This window comes from Thermocrispum agreste DSM 44070 (assembly GCF_000427905.1).
GTDB classification, from domain to species: Bacteria; Actinomycetota; Actinomycetes; order Mycobacteriales; family Pseudonocardiaceae; genus Thermocrispum; species Thermocrispum agreste.
On sequence record NZ_KE386603.1, the window covers coordinates 504,674 to 522,291 of the forward strand.

The 17,618-nt window shown below is 70.6% G+C and carries 16 protein-coding genes and 1 tRNA gene; 4 read left to right on the plus strand and 13 right to left on the minus strand.

Annotated elements, in window-relative coordinates:
- Positions 1-43: 43 nt before the first annotated feature.
- From YWY_RS24685 to YWY_RS0112395, 3 genes are read right to left on the minus strand one after another with little or no spacing between them, the layout of a single operon-like run.
- Positions 44-2,656, minus strand: coding sequence for a multicopper oxidase domain-containing protein (locus tag YWY_RS24685; RefSeq protein WP_028847856.1), 2,613 nt, complete (start codon positions 2,654-2,656; stop codon positions 44-46).
- Complete coding sequence (locus tag YWY_RS21810; protein WP_245566657.1) at positions 2,653-3,786, minus strand: hypothetical protein; 1,134 nt, start codon at positions 3,784-3,786, stop codon at positions 2,653-2,655. The genes YWY_RS24685 and YWY_RS21810 overlap by 4 nt, the downstream gene beginning before the upstream one ends.
- Entirely contained in the window at positions 3,783-4,433 is a 651-nt protein-coding gene (locus YWY_RS0112395) for a helix-turn-helix transcriptional regulator (protein ID WP_028847857.1), read from the minus strand. Before YWY_RS0112395 ends, YWY_RS21810 begins: the two co-directional genes overlap by 4 nt.
- 74 nt (positions 4,434-4,507) lie before the next feature.
- Here YWY_RS0112395 and YWY_RS0112400 point away from each other — a divergent pair, with 74 nt between their 5' ends.
- On the plus strand, positions 4,508-5,263 hold the full coding sequence (locus YWY_RS0112400) for a DUF2249 domain-containing protein (RefSeq protein WP_028847858.1): 756 nt from the start codon (positions 4,508-4,510) through the stop codon (positions 5,261-5,263).
- 96 nt (positions 5,264-5,359) lie between these two features.
- On the opposite strand, the gene YWY_RS24690 is transcribed toward YWY_RS0112400, so the two are convergent.
- Positions 5,360-6,367 (minus strand): lytic polysaccharide monooxygenase, encoded by a 1,008-nt coding sequence (locus YWY_RS24690; protein ID WP_169725246.1) that lies wholly within the window; start codon positions 6,365-6,367, stop codon positions 5,360-5,362.
- Positions 6,368-7,233: 866 nt separating this feature from the next.
- Here YWY_RS24690 and YWY_RS0112410 point away from each other — a divergent pair.
- Positions 7,234-7,776 (plus strand): DUF3558 family protein, encoded by a 543-nt coding sequence (locus YWY_RS0112410; RefSeq protein ID WP_028847859.1) that lies wholly within the window; start codon positions 7,234-7,236, stop codon positions 7,774-7,776.
- A 27-nt stretch (positions 7,777-7,803) separates the two neighbouring features.
- On the opposite strand, the gene crcB (YWY_RS0112415) is transcribed toward YWY_RS0112410, so the two are convergent.
- From crcB (YWY_RS0112415) to YWY_RS0112435, 5 genes are all read right to left on the minus strand, one after another.
- Positions 7,804-8,172, minus strand: a complete 369-nt coding sequence (gene crcB / locus YWY_RS0112415) for a fluoride efflux transporter CrcB (RefSeq protein ID WP_028847860.1) — start codon at positions 8,170-8,172, stop codon at positions 7,804-7,806.
- A gap of 121 nt (positions 8,173-8,293) precedes the next feature.
- On the minus strand, positions 8,294-8,503 hold the full coding sequence (locus YWY_RS24920; protein ID WP_342665114.1) for a DUF190 domain-containing protein: 210 nt from the start codon (positions 8,501-8,503) through the stop codon (positions 8,294-8,296).
- A gap of 1 nt (position 8,504) precedes the next feature.
- Positions 8,505-9,038 (minus strand): fluoride efflux transporter CrcB, encoded by a 534-nt coding sequence (gene crcB, locus YWY_RS24695; RefSeq protein WP_342665115.1) that lies wholly within the window; start codon positions 9,036-9,038, stop codon positions 8,505-8,507.
- Positions 9,039-9,388: 350 nt separating this feature from the next.
- Positions 9,389-9,461: transfer RNA gene (locus YWY_RS0112430), tRNA-Ala, on the minus strand.
- A 104-nt stretch (positions 9,462-9,565) separates the two neighbouring features.
- Entirely contained in the window at positions 9,566-10,363 is a 798-nt protein-coding gene (locus YWY_RS0112435) for a DsbA family protein (RefSeq protein ID WP_028847862.1), read from the minus strand.
- A gap of 159 nt (positions 10,364-10,522) precedes the next feature.
- Here YWY_RS0112435 and YWY_RS0112440 point away from each other — a divergent pair, with 159 nt between their 5' ends.
- On the plus strand, positions 10,523-11,356 hold the full coding sequence (locus YWY_RS0112440) for a glutamate ABC transporter substrate-binding protein (protein ID WP_028847863.1): 834 nt from the start codon (positions 10,523-10,525) through the stop codon (positions 11,354-11,356).
- A 266-nt stretch (positions 11,357-11,622) separates the two neighbouring features.
- Here YWY_RS0112440 and YWY_RS0112445 read toward each other — a convergent pair whose 3' ends face one another.
- From YWY_RS0112445 to YWY_RS0112460, 4 genes are all read right to left on the minus strand, one after another.
- Positions 11,623-12,036: a hypothetical protein gene (locus YWY_RS0112445; protein WP_028847864.1), complete on the minus strand. Its 414-nt coding sequence runs from the start codon at positions 12,034-12,036 to the stop codon at positions 11,623-11,625.
- A gap of 1,082 nt (positions 12,037-13,118) precedes the next feature.
- Entirely contained in the window at positions 13,119-14,093 is a 975-nt protein-coding gene (locus YWY_RS0112450) for a hypothetical protein (protein ID WP_156899224.1), read from the minus strand.
- Positions 14,094-14,405: 312 nt separating this feature from the next.
- Positions 14,406-15,911 carry an aldehyde dehydrogenase family protein gene (locus YWY_RS0112455; RefSeq protein WP_028847866.1) on the minus strand — a complete coding sequence of 502 codons (1,506 nt, stop codon included), beginning with the start codon at positions 15,909-15,911 and terminating at the stop codon, positions 14,406-14,408.
- Positions 15,908-16,777 (minus strand): SDR family oxidoreductase, encoded by an 870-nt coding sequence (locus YWY_RS0112460; RefSeq protein ID WP_028847867.1) that lies wholly within the window; start codon positions 16,775-16,777, stop codon positions 15,908-15,910. The genes YWY_RS0112455 and YWY_RS0112460 overlap by 4 nt, the downstream gene beginning before the upstream one ends.
- Before the next feature lie 240 nt (positions 16,778-17,017).
- On the opposite strand from YWY_RS0112460, the gene YWY_RS23310 reads away from it, so the two are divergent.
- On the plus strand, positions 17,018-17,617 hold the full coding sequence (locus YWY_RS23310) for a TetR/AcrR family transcriptional regulator (RefSeq protein ID WP_051310196.1): 600 nt from the start codon (positions 17,018-17,020) through the stop codon (positions 17,615-17,617).
- Position 17,618: the final 1 nt, after the last annotated feature.

Consider the following 17,618-nt stretch of genomic DNA (forward strand, 5'->3'; position numbering starts at 1 on the left):
GTGCCGGGGCCGAGAGGGTGCGAACGGCCGAGGTGGTGCCTGGCTACTTGGTGACGCGGATGATCCCGCGCGCGCCACGCTCCGCGTCGGACATGACGTGGTCGACGACGGGGTAGTGGCCCGCTTCCGGGAAGGTGAGCTCGACGAAACCGCCCTGGGCGGGCAGCAGGGGAAGAACCTGGGCTCCGGTGCCGGTCGCCGGTGCCGACGGCGAACCGACCAGCCACCGGCCCTCACTCCACACCCGGTCGAACTGCCCGCCCACGACATGGAAGGACAGCGGCCGGTTGGGGCCTGCGTCGAGCACCCACAGCCGCACTCGCTCGCCGACTTTCGCGGTCAGGGGCCGGTGGGCGTACTGGTGCGGGTACCCGTTGAAGACCACGGCGTCCGGCTTGCCTTCCTGGATGGCAGCCACGTCCGGGGTGCCGCCCTGCGGGCCGAAGTACATCTCCGACTGCACCAGCACATAGGAGCGGTCGACGGGTGGCAGGTCCGGTGGCTCGATGACGACCGCGCCGAACAGCCCGGCCGCGATGTGGGTGGACATGGGTTCGGTCGAGCAGTGGTACATCCACACCCCGGCGCGTTCGGCGGTGAACGTGTAGGTCAGCGACTCGCCGGGGGGAATGGTGCGCATGGGGCGGTCCGGTGCGAGTGCCCCGGCGTGGAAGTCGATCGAGTGCCCGATCGTCCCGTCGTTGACCAGGGTGATCTCGAAGCGGTCGCCGACCCGGCCGCGCAGGATCGGCCCCGGGACGGTGCCGTTGTAGGTCCAGACGGTTTGCCGGACCCCCGGCGCGACTTCCCGCTCGGTCTCGGTGATCACCAACCGCACCCGATGGACGCGACCAGGCGGCAAGGCCGGGAGGCGTGCGTCTCGCGCGCGGAAGTCCTCCGGCGGCGTCGCGCTCGGGTCGACCGTGGCGCGCGGACCGCCGTTGCCGCTTCCGGTGTGCTTGCCGGTGCCATGGGCACCGCCGGGCGACGTCGTGCCGTGCTGCATGCCGGTGACCCGGATGGTCAGCACCATGCCCATCTGGCGGTGCCCCGCCACCGAGCACCATCCCTCGATGTCCCGGCCGGCCACGCCGACGTCGACGACGGCCGTTTCCCCGGGAGCCAGCCTCCCCGACTTGGCCCCGGTGTCCAGTACCAAGTCGTGCACGTCGCCTGCCGAGGCGTTCCGCACGGTGATGACCAGGCGGTCGCCCGCCGGGACCTCGATCGTGTCCGGCGTGAAGCGCATTCCGGCCGCCTTGACTTCGACGGTGGTCGTGTGGCCGGTCGGCGGGACGCCGTTGGCGGCGGACGTGACCGGGCCGTCCAACGCGGCCGGGTCGAGCGCGACACCGGTGGCGGCGGCGACCAGCACCGCGGCCAACCCGGCGATGGCGACCCCGCTCCGCCGGGTGGATGCCCGAACCGGTTCGACCGGCCGGGCAGGCACCACGTCGTCCCGCGCCGCCGCCCTGGCCAGGCGGGAAGCCCGTATGGCGGCGAACAGGATCGGGACGAAACTCACCAAGGCGCCCAGCACCAGCATGGACACCACGACGCGGATCAGGCTGGGTACCGGCAACGCGCAGACGATCGTGCCCACGTTGGTCATGGCCAGGCGCGCTGGGCCACCCGTGTCGACCACCCGGTTCGCGGCGCGTACCGGGGAAGGCCCGCCGCCGAGCACGACCGGGACCAGATACGACAACGCACCGATCAGGATCTGCGCGACGAAGCCGACCGCCAGCAGCGGCGTCACCTCGCCGATGAGCGCGTCCAGCTCGGCGAACCCGGTGGCGGCGGCTCCCACCGTCACCACCACCAAGCACCCCGCCAGCCAGCAGACCGCGCACAGGATGGACCACGCGGCGAACGACGATGGCGGCTTCACCCGTGCCGACCGGATCGCAGGCAGCGCGAGCACGGTGATCCCGGACAGGTAGCCGAGCAGGCCCACGACGATTGCGGGACGCCAGCCGGCTAGCGCGCCGCCGACGAGAACACCGATGGCGGCGATCAGCACCGGGAGCGCGCGTCGTGCCGCTTGCTCGGCGCCCGCGCCGATCCGGGTGCGCAAGACCGTCGGCCACAAGGTGACCAGGGTGCCGAGCACGGTGAGCCCGAGGAAACCGAGTACGTTCACCGCGATGTGCGCCAGGCGCAGCCGCTCGTGCAGGACACCTCCGTCGTCATAGGCCATCCACGTGCCGAGGACGGCACCGGCTGGCAGCAGCAGTCCCGCGGCGACGTAGTACCGGACGGTCGGGGCGAACCGATTGCCCAGCGCCCGGCGGATCTGGCGGGCGAGCAGAACGGCGTGCCACACCACCGCGGTCACGACCAGCGACACGCCGGCAGCGGTGAGCGGCCACACGCCGCTGAGCATGCCGACGACAAGGACCGCGACACCGCCGTTGAACAGAATCAGCCGGGCGGTCTGTTCGCGCCGCGGGGTCGGCGGGCGGCGCAGCAGCGTGTCGGCGAAGTAGCGGCTCCACACCAGAACGGCGTGTCCCGCGGCACCCAGCACCAGCAGGTGGATCATCAGCCAGCGCGGCTCCGGGACGAACGGGTGCACCAGGGTGGCCACCGCCGCCATGACCAGCCAGCCGACGGTCGGCAGATCCCGCATCGGCCAGAACCCACGCACCGTCATGCCGCACCTCGTTTCGTGCCGCCGCGAAGAACCGACCACGCGACCACGGCGAGGAAGCCGACCAAGGACAGCACGGTGACCACCCCGCCGGCCTGCCAGGCGAGCCTGATCCCGAGGGCGTCACCGAGCCACAGCCGCACCACCAGCCCGCCGTGCAGAAGGAGCAACGGCAGATACATGCCGCGATGAAACGGCAGCGGGATCCTCGCCACCGCGGGCAGGACGACCGGCGCGTGGGCCATCACCATCGACATGGCGAACCCGAGGAACACGGCGTGTGCCGTGGCGTCACGGAGTGCTTCGGCCAGGGCGTCGGACACCGTGGACCGGCCCGCCACCAGCCACAGCCCGGCGGCCACCGCCAGCCACGCCTGACCGGCGAGCATGGCCAGGGCCATGAAACGGGCCGGTCCCCGGGCACGCACGGTGCGGCGGGCGACGTCGTGCCGGATCAGCCACACCGCCACACCGGCGAGGGCGATGCCGAAGCAGAACGTGAAGACGGGCCACAGCAGGGCGATCAGGGCACCACAGGCCACGGCTGCGGCCCCGAGCACCAGCATGCGGCCCGCCTGCGGCGGCATGTGCAGTGCGGCCAGCTCGAGCCGTTCCCCGGCGATGGTGAGCACCAGGAAACCGGCCAGCCACGGCACCAGTTGCCCGACGGGTACGCCGCCGAGCAAGCAGATCGCTGCGCCGAGCGCGAGCACCGCGCCGAGGCCCTGCACCTCGACCGCTTGGTCGTGGCGGCGCTGCCACAGCACGACGTAGACGGCGACCAGCACCGCTGCGCCGAGCACGAGCAGGAGCGCACCCGCGTCTCGGGCGTGCGGCGCGAGCATGAGCAGAGCACCCGTGGACAGGAGTGCAGGGGCGCAGAACGCGGCACGTCTGCGGGCCGCGACGGCGCGTTCGAGCGCGATGAGGGTGCCGACGAACCCCACGGTCATGAGCACTCCGTGCGCTTCGGCCGTGCCTTCGCCCGGAATGGGAGACCACACACCGAGCAAGGACAGCGCCCCGTCGAGACCGGTGAACAAGGCGGCTGCGGCAGGAATCGCGAACAACGCTCGCCTGGCTGGCCGGGCGAGCCCGGTGCCCGGTGGCGGCGTGACGGTCTCCGCGGTCATGGGTGGTCTCCGATCCGCAGACGGCAGGCGCCGACTTCGGCGAACGGTTCCAGCTCGACGCCGGTGTCGGCGCCCGCGCGGTGCAGCAGGCCTTCCACCAGGCCTTGATGCACCCCGCACACCACGTCCGGTGCTTCCCGGGCCGCGGCGAGCAGGGGACAGCGGGTGAGCCGCAGCGTGCCCTCGTCGGCCTCGTCCGCTTCGGGGCCGAAGCCCATGCGGTCGAGCACGGACGACACGTCCTTGCGGCGCGCCGGCTGCTCGGCGAGCCGCCGCCCCCAGTCGCGGCCGGCTTGACGGGCGTCCTCGGCCGGGGTGTCGCTGGCCCGCCGGACCGCGCCGGCCAGCGCGATGGCCAGGCCGGTGATCTCGGCCGCAGGCCCGGGGCGCGCCCCCGAAGCCACGTAGCGGTGGGCGGGCCGGCCACGCCCGCGGCCGGGTTCGGTGGTGCGGACCACGGCGCCGCACTCCAGCAGCGGCTCCAAGTGGAAGCGCACGGTGTTCGGGTGCAGCCCGCTCGCCTCGGCCAGCTCGGCCAGGGTCGCCGGTCCCGGCAGCGAGTCCAACGCGCTGAGCAGCTTCGCCTGTCCCGCGGGCAGCGGCTGCTCCGCGGCGGTACGGGGGCCGACCCGGCGATGAATTTTCACGAGAAAACTGTAGTAAATTCGGCCTCGACGGGTCCAGCCGAGGTGACCTGCACGACGACCGAAGGAGAGCGACGATGCCGGATGTCGCCATCGCGACGAACCAGGAAGACGCCGCCGCGGCCGACAGGATCGTGGCGCATCACGCCGAGCTGACGGGGAAGCTGACGGTGCTGGTCACCGCAGCGACGCAGGCTTCTTCCGCGCAGGAGGCCCGTGCCGCTCGCGATCGCCTGGTGACGTGGGCGCGCAGCGAGCTGATGCCGCACGCGGAGGCGGAGGAACGCTCGCTGTACCGGGCAGGTGGCGCGGTGGCCGAGTTGAAGGTGCTGATCCCGGCGATGGTCGCCGAGCATCGAGTGATCGACGAGCTGATCGGGACGTTGTCGAAGGCCGACTCGCCCGGCGCCATCGCGGCCGCGGCCGGTGGGCTCCGCGAGGTCGTGCGGGTGCACGTCGACAAGGAGAACGAGGCCCTGCTGCCGGCACTGGTGGCTTCCGGCGCGCACTCGGTGGCGAAGCTGTTCGACGAGATGCACGAAGCGCTTGCGGACTCTCCGGCGGAGCCCGGCAAGCACGCGTGTTCGTGCGGTCACCAGGACGACGGGGCCGAGCCCGAACTCGATGCGCGCTCCATCCCGCACGCGATCAGGCACGCCACGATCTTCGGGGCGTTGGACACCGTCGAACCCGGTGGGGCGTTGGTGCTGCTCGCCCCGCACGATCCCGTGCCGTTGCTCGCTCAGCTGGAACGACGCAGCCCCGGCGCGTTCGCGGTGGAATACCTGGAGCGCGGTCCCGAGGTGTGGCGGCTGCGCTTCGTACGGCGGTGAGCGCCCGTTCATGACGAAACCGCCCGCGCGAGCCGCGCGCGGGCGGTTTCGTCGAAGGAGCCCGGCTGCTGCCGGAGCGGACGGACCGGTGAGTGGTCAGCTCTCCCGGATCCACAGGGCCGGGGTGTTCTGCGGCTCCCAGTCGGCCTGCGAGGTGTGTGCCTGCCAGCACCGGTAGGTGACGCCATGGTGGGTCACCCGGTCACCGGCCGCGTACGACACACCCGGCTGCCATGCGCTCACCGACCTGCTCGTCGGCTCCGGCCAGATCGGCCGCCACGGTTCGTGGAAGCCGGCAGGAGTGCCGCCGGCCGAGCCGTCGGAAGGCCCGCCAGAGGTGTCGTCACTCGGTGCACCGGTGCTGGGACCGCCACCAGAGTTGTCGTGGCCCTCGGGGTGATCGGGGCTGCCGTCGGTACCGGGCGTTCCGTGGCTGTCGTGCCCGGCGTGCTCGCCGTGTTCGCCGTGGAGTGTGGGCGTGCCGTCGCCGGTGTCGTTCGCGCTCGGCTCGTCCATCTGCCCGTGGGCAGCGCCGCTGAGATGCGACGGGTACGGGATGTAGGATCCGGCGTCCCCGCCGATGCCGCCGTCGCCGCCGATGTCCAGGTCGACGCACGAGTAGAACGCGTTCGAGGTGTCGCCGATGTTCCACACCGCAAGGACCTTCTGCCTGCCGCTGTAGCGGGACAGGTCGATGACGTGCGACACCGTTTCCGCCGGCCGCTCGCCACGCATCTCGATGGTCGCCAGCAGATCGCCACCGATGTAGTACTCGAAGTTGGCCGTGCTGTGCGGGGCGGTGAACCGCCACGTGAACGTGACCTGGTCGCCGACCGGTGTGGCCACCCAGCCCTTGCTGTCGTCGTCCAGTTCCGCCCAGCGGGCATCCCCGGCGCTGCAGTTGCGCTGGCCTTTCGGTCCCTCGACGCTCTGCGGCTCGTAGACGATCGGGCCGCACTCGACCGTGCCGTTACGGCATTGGGCCTGCCTGCTCGGCGGGGATTCGACATGACCGTGCGCTTGCGCAGCCGGCGACGGCATCATGACGAGACCGGCCGTGGTCAACGCGCCAATCCCGCCCAGAGCAAGCAAGGATCGTTTCATTCGCATGGTGAACTCCCTCAGCGCGGCAATAGCCGTACTGGCAATGGGTAAACGGACGTGGCAGTCGACTACACGGGCGCGAACGAGTGAACGGTTCACGGTCGAAGGCGAAATTTGGGGAAGGTCATGCTTCTGGCGCGGCCACGCGCTGCACGCTTCGGCCGCGGCTACCGCCTGGGTGCGGACTCGGCCGAGGCAGATGCCGTTTCCGCAGGCGGAGCGGCGCACGAACGCCTGATCGATGGCACCCTCACGAAAAGCGGAACTTCCCGCGAGGAATCCTCGTCTATTCCGCGAATCAGGTTTTGTCAAGCCGGAGAGTCGTTCGGGCAATCATTCGTGCCCCAGCTGTCATTTTTCGCGCGGACAGTTTGAGCGGACAGCCGTCCGGTGGATTTGCAGGCAGCAGCGGGCCCCGCAATGGCCAAACCGAAAGATTCCAGGCGAGGACGGCCCCTGCGGCTCGTACGTCGACGGCGACTGCGGGCTGCAGAGTCGTCCTGCGCCCGGATGTCGATACTGTCGCGTTCGCTGGTGAGTTGGCTGGAACTGCCCTCGTGGTGACCGGGCGGTGGGGCAGGGCCGTGTACGTGTTGGCCCGCGCCGGATGTCGGCTTCGGCGACGAACGGTGGCCACGTCCTTGGGCGCCGCCAGGGCCCGCACTGACGGACGGCAACGCGCTGATCGTGTCCTCGAAGGGCTCCTGCGGGCCCGGCCGCCATTGGTCACGATCTCCGGAGGGTGGTCTGCTCTCCCGGTGGCCGGTCGTCGGCACCGGCGGCGCGTGGCAGGACTCGGCCCTTCTTGCGTTGCACCTTGGCGCCATCGGCCACCGTGTCGCTCAGTACGGACTTACCGTGACGCAATGCGACGAATCCTGTTCGCCGTGCTGGCCGTCGTCCTGGCGGGCTGCAGTGGGGAGCCGACGGCGACCGGTTCGGCGGCGTCCGCCAGCCGAACGCCGGCCACGACACCGTCGGAGCCGCTACTGAAGACATATCCGGAAGCCGAGCTGCGGCAGCATCCGTGCCGGGCGCTGGACGAGCGCGATCGTGCCGCACTCGGCATCGCCGCCGACGGCAAGCTGGAGACGCATGAGGGACGGCGTTCCTGCCACTGGCTGGCCGGTGATCAGAACGTGAGCCTGCAATTCGGCACGCCGTTGTCCGACGCGCGGACGTTCACCCGGAACGGCCGCGTGACGCAGGTGTCCGTCGGGCAGGTTCGCGGCGAACACCGGATGGCGGTGCAGTCGGAGTTCCACCGCATCTGCTTCCTGTTCTTCGGGCTGAACAGCACCGACCGGCTCGTCAAGGTCACGGCCATTCCGGAGCCGGACGCGCCGCAAGAGGGTGCCTGTGCCGCGGGCGTGGCGGTGCTCAGGGCCGTGCTCACCCACGTGCGGTGACGGGGAGAAGAAGCCGCCGGACAGCGGTCAGCAGACCAGTGCGTGGACAGTGGTGTAGCCGAGCAGGGCGGCACCGAGACCGCCGACGACGCTGACGACGATGTTGGCGACGGCGGAGAAGTAGCTCTTCTGCTCGAGGAGCCGAAGGGTTTCGTAGCCGAACGTGCTGTAGGTGGTCAGTGCGCCGCAGAGGCCGGTGCCGAGCAGCGTGAGTACCGGGGCGGGCAGGGCGGGACCGGCTCCGGCGAGGCCGCCGAGCACGAGGCAGCCGACGACGTTGACGACGAAGGTGCCCCAGGGAAAGGCAGTGTCGTGGCGGGCCTGCACCACGCGGTCCGTGAGGTAGCGCAGGGGCGCGCCGATCATGGCGCCGACGAAGACGAGTACAACGGTCATGCGGTCGGCATTCCTCGGTAGCGGCAGACCCCGGCCTCGTCGATCAGGACGGTGCCGTTGCCGGCGAGTTCGTCGAGTTCGGGCAGGAACGCGCGGATGCGCTCCTCAGTGTCCATGATGATCACGGCAGGGCCTCGGTGACGTCGAGGATACGGTCGGTGCGGAGAGGTGAGTGGGTGCCGTAGCCGTCACGACCTTGCAGGACGGTGGCGTCGCCCAGGCCTGCTTCGCGGGCGCGTCTGACGATCTCGTGGTGGAGGGGTTCGTCGTCCCAGGTGTCGTTCTCGCCAATGAAGATCGCAAGGCGCAGGGCGGGTCCGGTCAGCTGCATTTCACGCCGCCTTGTCCGAGGCGCGGGTGGCTCCGGTGACGGCGCGGGCGAGCCAGACGCCGGTGACGACGGCGAGCATGGCACAGATCACAGTGCCTGCCAGGTAGCCGAAGGCCAGGCCGATCGTGCCGGATCGCAGCAGTTCGCCGGTCTCGACGGCGTAGGTGGAGAAAGTGGTGAAGCCGCCGAGGATGCCGACGCCGAGAAAGGGGCGGACCAGGCGGTGGGCCGACCACACCTCGGTGATCAGCACCATGAGAATCCCGATGAGGAAGCAACCGGCCACGTTGGTGACGAAGGTGGCCCACGGGACATGCCCTGGCCGGGCGGGCAGGAGTTCGGCCAGGCCGTAGCGGGCGAGCGCGCCGAGCCCGCCACCGAGGGCGATGACGGCCAGGACCGCGCCGTGGGAGCTGGCCAGTGCACGTCGCCGGGCGGGGAGCCGGAGATCGGCGTCCGGATCGGCCGGCTCGGACAGGTCGACCTCGCTGGTCACGCGCACCTCCTGCTTGAGCCCGACGAAGTCACTGGTCAAGGAAGGACTGTTGGCGGCGATGCACGCCGCGAGCGTTCCGGGGAGACCGGAGCGGCGAGCCCCACCGCCGCATCGGCCGAGGGTAGCCCGACGTGTCGTCCTGCACGCCGGGGTGTGTGGACCTTCACTTGCGGTGTTCGTCCACCGAGAGCCCTTCGCGGATCCGCACGCGGTCCGGAACGGCTGTCCGAGCGCGCTCGTGCGACCGTGCCGGAGCCAGGCAGCAGGATCCGGCTCCGGAATAGCACGAGGCCGCATCCCGGACGGAAGCGGCCCTCGTGTTACCAAGAAGCTTGAAGTCCTACGACGCGGCGTCACCCGGATGCCGTGCCCCAGTAAGACCCTTGGGGTGGAGCTGACGGGACTCGAACCCGTGACCCCCACACTGCCAGTGTGGTGCGCTACCAGCTGCGCCACAGCCCCTTGCTGGTGTCCATACCGTACAGCACGCCGATTTCCCCGCTGTCGCCGGGGGGCCGAAAATGCTCTTGCCGTCGGACCGCCGGCCGGTGGCTGCCCGGCGTGCGTCAGCCCAGCCGATCCAGCCAGCCCGGCTTGCTTACGTCGATGCGGCCGTCCGGCCCGATCACCGCGGGCGTGGCGAAGTCGTCGATCTGCTTCAGCGCGGTCCGGAACGCCTGGTCCAGCTCGCGGTGATAGGTCCGCTTGGCCACGCACTCGGCGAACGTCTCGCCCAGGCCCAGCTTCCTGCCCAGCTCGGTGAGCTGGGCCTTGTCCCAGCCGCGCGTCCCCTCTTCCGGCTGGCTGGCGAACAGGCTGTCGTGGAACGCGGTGAACTTCCTCTCGTCGGCCGCGCACAGCGCCGCGTTGGCCGCGTCCATGGAGTAACCGGGTGGGTCGGACGCTTCGACGAGCATCGGCACCATGTGCTGCCGCACCCGCAGCTGGCCCTCGCGGATCCGGTTCGCGATGTCCTTGCCGTCGCGTTCGTGGAACTGACCGCACGCCGGGCAGAGGAAGTCGGCGTAGATGTCGATGGTGACCGGGGCCTTGTCGTCGCCGAGCACCACCACGGCGCCGTCCCTGGTCTCGGGAAGTTCCGCTGATCGCACCACCGGGATGGCACGTCCTTCGGTGGCGTTCTTCCGCGCGTCGAACCACAGCACGGCGACGACGATCAGGGCCACCACGATCGCGGCCCCGCCGACGGTGAAGGCGACCTTGCGCAGCCGCGCCCGGTCGACGGGAGGGCGGGGTGCGTCTGCCGATCCCGAGCCGGTCTTGCCTGCCTGCCTGGCCATGGCGGCCCGCTGCTGGGCCAGTTCCCGGCGCCTGCGGCGTTCTGCTCGTTCGGCTCCGCCCATCTCGTCTGCGCTCCTGTCGATGAGATCGCCACCTGCCCCGCGTCGGGCGCGACCGGATCCGGCACTCGCTGGTGGGAAGTTGGTGCCGCGACGGCACGTGAACGCCCCCGGGCTCATCTAGGCTATGGGCCCGCGTGTGTGGCTTGTGTGGGAGGTACGGTGTGGCGTCCAGCGGCGTTGGCGGCGGTGACCGTCTTGCTGGCGAGTGCCTGCCTGACCGGCTGCGCTCCGTCGGCGGCTGAGAACTCCCTGGTCACCAAGGCCGACGAGACCGGAAAGCTGATCATCGGCACCCGGTTCAGCCAGCCGGGGCTGTCCGAGCGCACGCTGGACGGCCGGTTCGTCGGTTTCGACATCGACGTCGGCGAGTTCGTCGCCGCTGAGCTCGGCGTCGAACCGGAAAACATCACCTGGCGCGACGTGGTGGCGGCCGAGCGCGAGGAAGTGCTGCTGTCCGGCGCGGTCGACATGGTGATCAGCGCCTTCACCATCCCCGCGCGCGGCAAGCGGAAGGTGCTGTTCGCCGGGCCCTACTTCGTCACCGGCCAGTCGATCCTGGTGCGCAAGGACACCACGGACATCACCGGGCCGAACTCGCTGGACGGCAAGCGCCTGTGCTCGGTCACCGGGAGCACGGCGGCGGAAGAGGTCAAGAAGCGGTATGCCGAGCGGGTGAAGCTGGTCGAGTACCCGCGTGAGCCGGACTGCGTGACGGCGTTGCTCGCCGACCTGGTCGACGCGGTCACCACCGACGAGGCGATCCTGGCCGGCTACGTCGCCAAGCACCCGGAGCTGCTGAAGCTGGTCGGCGGGCAGTTCACCGTCGCGCGCTACGGCATCGGCCTGCCCCCGCACGACGAGGACGGCAGGCGTGCGGTCAACGCCGCGCTCCAGGAGATGATCGACAGCGGCGCCTGGCGGGAGGCGGTGCAGCGGCACTTCGGTCGCACCGGAATCCGCGTCACCAACCCGCCGCCGATCACCGAGCGCTGACCGTCGTTCCGGCCGCCCGGCGACTTCGAGCGAGGATCGTGCGTGCGTGCGGCGGCTTCGCGCGAGGATCGTGCGTGCGTGCGGCGGCTTCGCGCGAGGATCGTGCGTGCGGCGGCTTCGCGAGGACGTGCGTCCGGTGCCGTCGCCCGAGGTTTGAGCGGTTTGTCAGGCGGTGGCTTCCGTGGGCTGTGTGGTCGCCTGGCGGCGGCTCTCCTGGGCTGCCGCGGTCAGGTGCGCTCGCCTCCGCCTCGGCATGCTCGCGACCGTCATGCGCGCTCGCCCTCAAGGTGCGCCAGCACGGTGGCGCGGATGCGCTCCTGGTTGCGCCTGACCACGTCGGTGACGAACTCGTCGACCCGCGGGTCCGCCAGTACCTCCAGCGTGACCCGCAGTGTGGTTTCGATCATGGCCCGGGTGATCCGCTCGCCGAACACCCGGTAGCCCGCCCGCGCCACCCGCACCAGCACGACGACCACCCTGAGCAGCCGGAATCCGCGCAACGCGGGTTCGGTGACCGGGATCATGCCGATCACCTCGTACCAGTGGGTCAGCGGATAGCGCCGTTGCCAGCCGGTCTTGCGCCACCGCCAGGCGAACTCCACCGCGAAGATCCCGCAGATCGTGGTGTCGACGGCGACCACCCACGTCGCGCCGGCGTTCTCCCGGTCGAAGAATCGCACGAAGATCAGCAGGCCGACGGAGAAGATCGCCAGCAGGCAGCATCACCACGTCGACCAGATCCAGCGGACGGTCCCACGCCACGTCGGCGCGTTTGCGCTCGTCCGCCGCGCGGGCTCGGCGGTGCTCCGCTTCCTGCCGCCCGGCGTCGGACTCCGCGGCGGCCCCCGGGTCCGGGCCGGCCGTCACGGGCAGCCCGCCATGCCGTGTGTTCGCCGGGTGCCCGGTGGCAGGTGTGTCATGTCTCACAGCCTATTGCCGGTCGAGTGGATCGGCGCGCAACGACGGTGGCGACCGTGGTCAGCGTCTCGCCGGAGCCGTGGCGCACGTTGCGGTCGCATCCGGCACGTCGCCACACGGGCGGCCGGCGCGCATGCCGTCGCAGGGCGGAGACATGCGAAAGCCCGCCACCGCAGGCGGCGGGCCGTCGATCGCGATTGCTCGGAGGGTGTGCGCCAGCAACACGGATGTGGGCAGGCGAAAGGTTCAAGCGCGAAATCGGAGGTCGCTGCAGGGAACGACGGACCAAAGTGAAGGCCCGCCGCTGGGAGAGCGAAAGCGGCGGGCCGATGGGGTGGTGGTTGCGTGGTTGTTGCGTGTGGACGTCCCATGCACGGATACCGCCATCGGAAGGGTTCACGCCCGGTCGCAGCTTTCTTTCCACGGTCCGGCGCCGTCGGAGTGCGGAAGCGAGTTCGGCAGGGGATGCCGGTACCGGCGGAGCACAGGCGACGGCCCGCCGCCGGAGGGGTAGGGGGTCGGGGCGGCGGGCCGTCCGAGGCGGTTGTTTCGAGGGTGTTCATCCCTGACACGGTTCGTGCCCAGGGCCGGGTTCACCGCCAGGACGCGAATCCCCGGCTCGCATCGGCGGCCGCGATCGCTGCCAGGACAGGTCAACGGCTCGCATCGCCGCGGTGGCGATCGCCGCCAGGACATATCAACGGCGGCCGCGCCGATCGCGGTCAGGACAGGTCAACGGCCCGCCGCTGGGGTGGGGGAGAGGCGGCGGGCCGTTGGGGGTGGTGCGGGACGGTGGTCCTTGGGGCATGCGCGGAGAACTCTCCGCGCATGCTGCTGGTGCTTGTCAGTTCAGGTCGAGCGTCCCGGACTTCGATCCGGTCGTCGGGTCCGGCTCGTCCGGAGTGCTGGTCGCCGACGTGGTGCCGAGCACACCGCCGAGCAGACCGGTGACGCCCTTGACCGTCTTGCCCACGGTGTCGGTGACCCCACCGACCACACCCCCGACGACCGAGCCCAGCGGGTTGCTCTGCTTGGGCTTGCTCTGCTTGGGCTTGCTCGGCGCGGGCTGTTCGGGCTGCGGCTGGGTCTCCTGCGGCGGGGTGGTCGGCGCGGGAGCTTCCGGCGTCGGCTGGGACGTCCCGGCGCCGCCGCTGCTGCGGTCGGCGGGCTGCTGCTGCTTCGGCTGCGGTGTCCCGGGGTCGTACGTCGAGCCGCCGGAGCCGGACCCGGCCGGGCCGCCACCGCCGGGCTGGTACACGCCGCCGGGGCCGGGCTGGGCGCTGCCTGGGGTGGCGCCACCACGTTGGACCTGGTCGGCGCCCTGGCGCCGGCCGTCGGAGGCCAACGGTGACTTCTCGCTGCTGGCTCGCTTCAGCTGGGTGGAGCTGGGAGCCGAGCTGCCGCCGTCGGCGGCCGTGCTGCCGGGCTGCGCGTCGCTGCCGGGGGCGGCCGAGTTCGAGGTCGGGGCCGAACCGCTCGGGCTCAACGCGATCAGGCCGGCGATGGTCAGCCCGGACAACGCGGCGGCACCGGCCATCGCGGCGAGCTTGCTGCCGCGTTTGCCGTCCGGGCGCCGCTCCTCCTCGGTGTCCGCGGGCCCGGGGGAAGCCGGCGGACGAGACGCGACGACGTCGGCGTCGTCCAGGCCGTCGATGCGAACTCCCTCACGGCGCAACAGATCGGTGACCGGGGTGAGTGCCTGCGGGCGGCGGTCCTGCGCGGCCCACGGGTAGTTCTCGGTCGCGGTGCGCTCACGCTCGAGAAGCTCGGCAACCGTGATGTACTCGCGGCGGGGCATATCGGGCGGGGTGTCCGACACGGTCGAAACCTCTCTCCGGGCCGTCGGGGGCCGGCCCAGTGGCTGTTACCGTTCCGTAGCTCGTCCGCGGCGATACTACCCGTCTGGGTGAGAGAGGGAAGAGGGTTGGGCAACAATTCTCTACGCAAGGTCGTTGTGACTGTCCGTGCTTGCCTCCGTCGGGATGGGTTGATCTTGGCTGTGACGGGAGTGCGAACGGAGCGTAGCGAAAAGATCTCCTGTCATCTTCACTGACGACAGGAGATCTTTCGTCAACCAAGATCGTCTTCTGGTGTCGATCCGGGGTGCTCTCCCCGGTCCCGGCCGAGCGGTTCAGCGCAGCCCGAGCCGTCGGAGGAGTCCGCGCGCCATCGTGAAACGCATCACTTTCCGCACTAGGCGGCTCTTGACCGGCGAGTACGGGTACCAGATCGGCTCGGCGGCCGGCGTCACCCTGGCGGTCACGATCGCCTGCGGGCGGCAGTACTTGCGCAGGCCGGCCGCGCCCCAGTTGCGGTATCCCAGCCCGGACTGCTTCCAGCCCGCCTGCGGAACCGGGAGCGCGAACAGGTTGGCGAACATGTCGTTGACGTTGACCGAACCCGCTTCCAGCCGCCGGGCGACCTGCTCGGCGCGAGCCGTGTCCTTGCCCCACACGCTGGCCGACAACCCGTAGCCGGAATCGTTGGCCAGCCGCACGGCCTCGTCGACGTCGGCGACCTTCATGATCGGCAGAACGGGACCGAACGTCTCCTCGCGCATGCAAGCCATGCCGTGGTGGACGTCCACCAGCACGGTCGGCTCGTAGAACGTGCCGCTCGCTCCGCGCTTGCCACCGGCCAGCACCGTGGCGCCTTTGGCCACTGCGTCCTGCACGTGGCGCTCGACGATCGACAGCTGGTTGTCGTTGGCCAGCGAGCCGACGTCGTAGCGGTAGTTCTGGTCGTCCCGGCCCTGGCGCAGCTTGCGCACGGTGGCGACGACCCGTGAGACGAACTCGTCGTAGACCGGCTCGAGCACGTAGACGCGTTCGACCGACGTGCACATCTGCCCGGAATTGCACATGCCGCCCCACACGGCGGCGTTCGCAGCGCGCTCGACGTCCGCGTCGTCGAGGACCACCATGGCGTCCTTGCCGCCGAGCTCCAGGCTGACCGGCACCAGCCGTTCCGCCGCCCGTGCGGCGATCACCCGCCCGGTCCTGGTCGAGCCGGTGAACTGCACGAAGTCGACCGCGTCCACCACGACCGCACCGGTCGGCCCGCGGCCGGTCAGGCACGCGAGCACGGGCGGGGCGCCGATCTCGGCCCATCCCGCCACCGCCGCCTCGGTCACCAGCGGGGTGAACTCACTCGGCTTCACCATGACCGCGGCCCCTGCGGCCAATGCCGGCACACCGTCCATCAACGCCAGTGCCAGCGGGAAGTTCCACGGCGTGATGATCCCGACCAGCGGATACGGGCGCAGTAGCACCTGCGTCCGCTTGGTCATGGTGATCGCGTTGTGCGGCCGCGGTGTCTCGTCGGCGAGGAAGCGCGCGCCGTGCTTGGTGTAGTAGTTGATCACCTCGACCACGTACGGCACCTCGACGGTGGCCTCGAACCACGGCTTGCCCGTCTCCGACTGCAGTGTCTTCGCCAGCGACGTCTCGTTGTCCAGCAGCCAGTCGCGATACTTCCGCAGCCAGCGCGCCCGCTCGGCGAACCCCATGGCCTCCCACTCCGGCTGCGCCTGGCGCAGGGCTTCGGCGGCCGCAGCGACGTCCTCGGGGCCGTGTTCGGGGACTTCCGCGACGGGGGTGCCGTCCGCGGGCGACAGAACCGTGAACGTCGCGGTCATGACGGCTGCTCCTCGACGGCGATGCGCTGGTGGTAACGGGCACGCGCGCGTGGGTCGGATTCGGTGAACATCACGTCGAGCTTCAGCCAGCGCCCGACGGCGAACTTCGCCCGCGTAGGCAGCAGCGACAGCGACGCCACCATGACGCCCGCCGACTTCGGCACGACGACCTTCGGCCGGTCGTGGATCACCGCATCCACGACCGCTTCGGCGACGTCCTCCGGGTCCACCACGGTGAGGCGTTCCATCGAGCGGGGAATGTTCGCGCCCGCAGACAGCTCCGTGTGCACCACCGCCGGCATGACCGCCGAGACGCCGATCGGGGTGTCGCGCAGCTCACCCCACAGCGCTTCGGTGAACCCGACGACGGCGTGTTTGGTGGCGCAGTAGGTGGCCAGCCCGGGATATCCGGTGAGGCCGGCCAGGGACGCGATGTTGACCAGATGCCCGCGCCCCCGGGTCAGAAACCGGCGCACCGCCAGCTTGCTGCCGGTGAGCACGCCCTGCACGTTGACTTCCAGTTGCCGATCGGTCATCCGGTCGGCCTCGTCCACGTAGTGGCCGGTCGGCATGATCCCGGCGTTGTTCACCAGGACGTCGACCGGCGCGTCGAATGCCGCGTCCGCGGCGTCGAAGAATCTGGCGAACGAATCCCGGTCGGTGACGTCCAGCGGCAGCCCGGTGACCCGTGCCCCCGGGCGCGCGCTGAGCTCGACGGCTGTCTTCCCGGCCAGCTCGTCGTCCAGATCCCCGATGACGACGGCGGCTCCACGGTCGAGGAACGCCGTCGCGGTGGCCTTCCCGATGCCACGCGCACCCCCGGTGATCGCGACCACCTTGCCTGCTAGTGAGACCGGCTGTCCCATGGCTTCTCCTTCTCCCGACGACCCGCCGAGAGCGAGTATGAGCGGGACCACGCCACGGCAGCTTGCGATTTGCGGCCAGATTGCCCGGCGTATGCCGTGCCGTCCGGCGGTGTCGGCCACCGCAGCAGGAAAGACCGGCTGGTCGGGCGCGCAGGCCGCGCAGCCGAGCAGGCCCCGCGGGTGGCCGAGGCCGCGGACGGCTGCCCCCGCACAGGCTGACCTGCCGATACCATTCCGGAGGTGACCAGGCAGCTCAAGGATCCGGCAGCACGACAGCGCATCGTCGACGCAGCATTGCGGCTGGTGTCGTCGAACGGAGTCTCCGGGGCGACCATGCGCGCCATCGCCTTGGAGGCGGGGGTGTCCACCGGAGCGGTCACGCACTACTTCGACGACAAGGCCGACGTGATGACTGCGGTGATCCGGGCCAATACCAAGCGGATCGCCCGCAGGGTCAACGAGGCCAGGCAGGACAAGCGCGGGCTGAGTGCGGTGGAGGCGGTGGCCGAGGCGCTGCTGCCGCTGGACGACGAGATGCGCGAGTGCTGGGCGGTGCTCATCTCGTTCTGGGGGCACCCGGCCGCGCAGCGGTTCCTGGAGCAGGAGGGCGCCTCCCTGGGTTTCGAGGCGATCCGCCAGGTGATGACGACGCTGCTGCAACAGGCCGCCGAGCAGGGGGAGCTGCCTGCCGGGGTGGACGTGGTGCACGAGGCCGAGCGGATCCTGGCCCTGCTGGGTGGCATCGGCCTGATGGCGGGCGGAAACGTGGAGTCACGGGAATCGACCCGCCGCCGGGCCAGGCGCATGCTCAACCAGCTGATCGCCGACATGCGGGCCTGAC

What these genes read in the sequence shown, in the direction of transcription:
- YWY_RS24685 (WP_028847856.1), bottom strand. Translation starts at nt 2,656, where the DNA reads ATGACGGTGCGTGGGTTCTGGCCGATGCGGGATCTGCCGACCGTCGGC.
- YWY_RS21810 (WP_245566657.1), bottom strand. Translation starts at nt 3,786, where the DNA reads ATGACCGCGGAGACCGTCACGCCGCCACCGGGCACCGGGCTCGCCCGG.
- YWY_RS0112400 (WP_028847858.1), top strand. Translation starts at nt 4,508, where the DNA reads ATGCCGGATGTCGCCATCGCGACGAACCAGGAAGACGCCGCCGCGGCC.
- YWY_RS24690 (WP_169725246.1), bottom strand. Translation starts at nt 6,367, where the DNA reads ATGAAACGATCCTTGCTTGCTCTGGGCGGGATTGGCGCGTTGACCACG.
- YWY_RS0112410 (WP_028847859.1), top strand. Translation starts at nt 7,234, where the DNA reads ATGCGACGAATCCTGTTCGCCGTGCTGGCCGTCGTCCTGGCGGGCTGC.
- crcB (WP_028847860.1), bottom strand. Translation starts at nt 8,172, where the DNA reads ATGACCGTTGTACTCGTCTTCGTCGGCGCCATGATCGGCGCGCCCCTG.
- YWY_RS24920 (WP_342665114.1), bottom strand. Translation starts at nt 8,503, where the DNA reads ATGCAGCTGACCGGACCCGCCCTGCGCCTTGCGATCTTCATTGGCGAG.
- YWY_RS0112435 (WP_028847862.1), bottom strand. Translation starts at nt 10,363, where the DNA reads ATGGGCGGAGCCGAACGAGCAGAACGCCGCAGGCGCCGGGAACTGGCC.
- YWY_RS0112455 (WP_028847866.1), bottom strand. Translation starts at nt 15,911, where the DNA reads ATGACCGCGACGTTCACGGTTCTGTCGCCCGCGGACGGCACCCCCGTC.
- YWY_RS0112460 (WP_028847867.1), bottom strand. Translation starts at nt 16,777, where the DNA reads ATGGGACAGCCGGTCTCACTAGCAGGCAAGGTGGTCGCGATCACCGGG.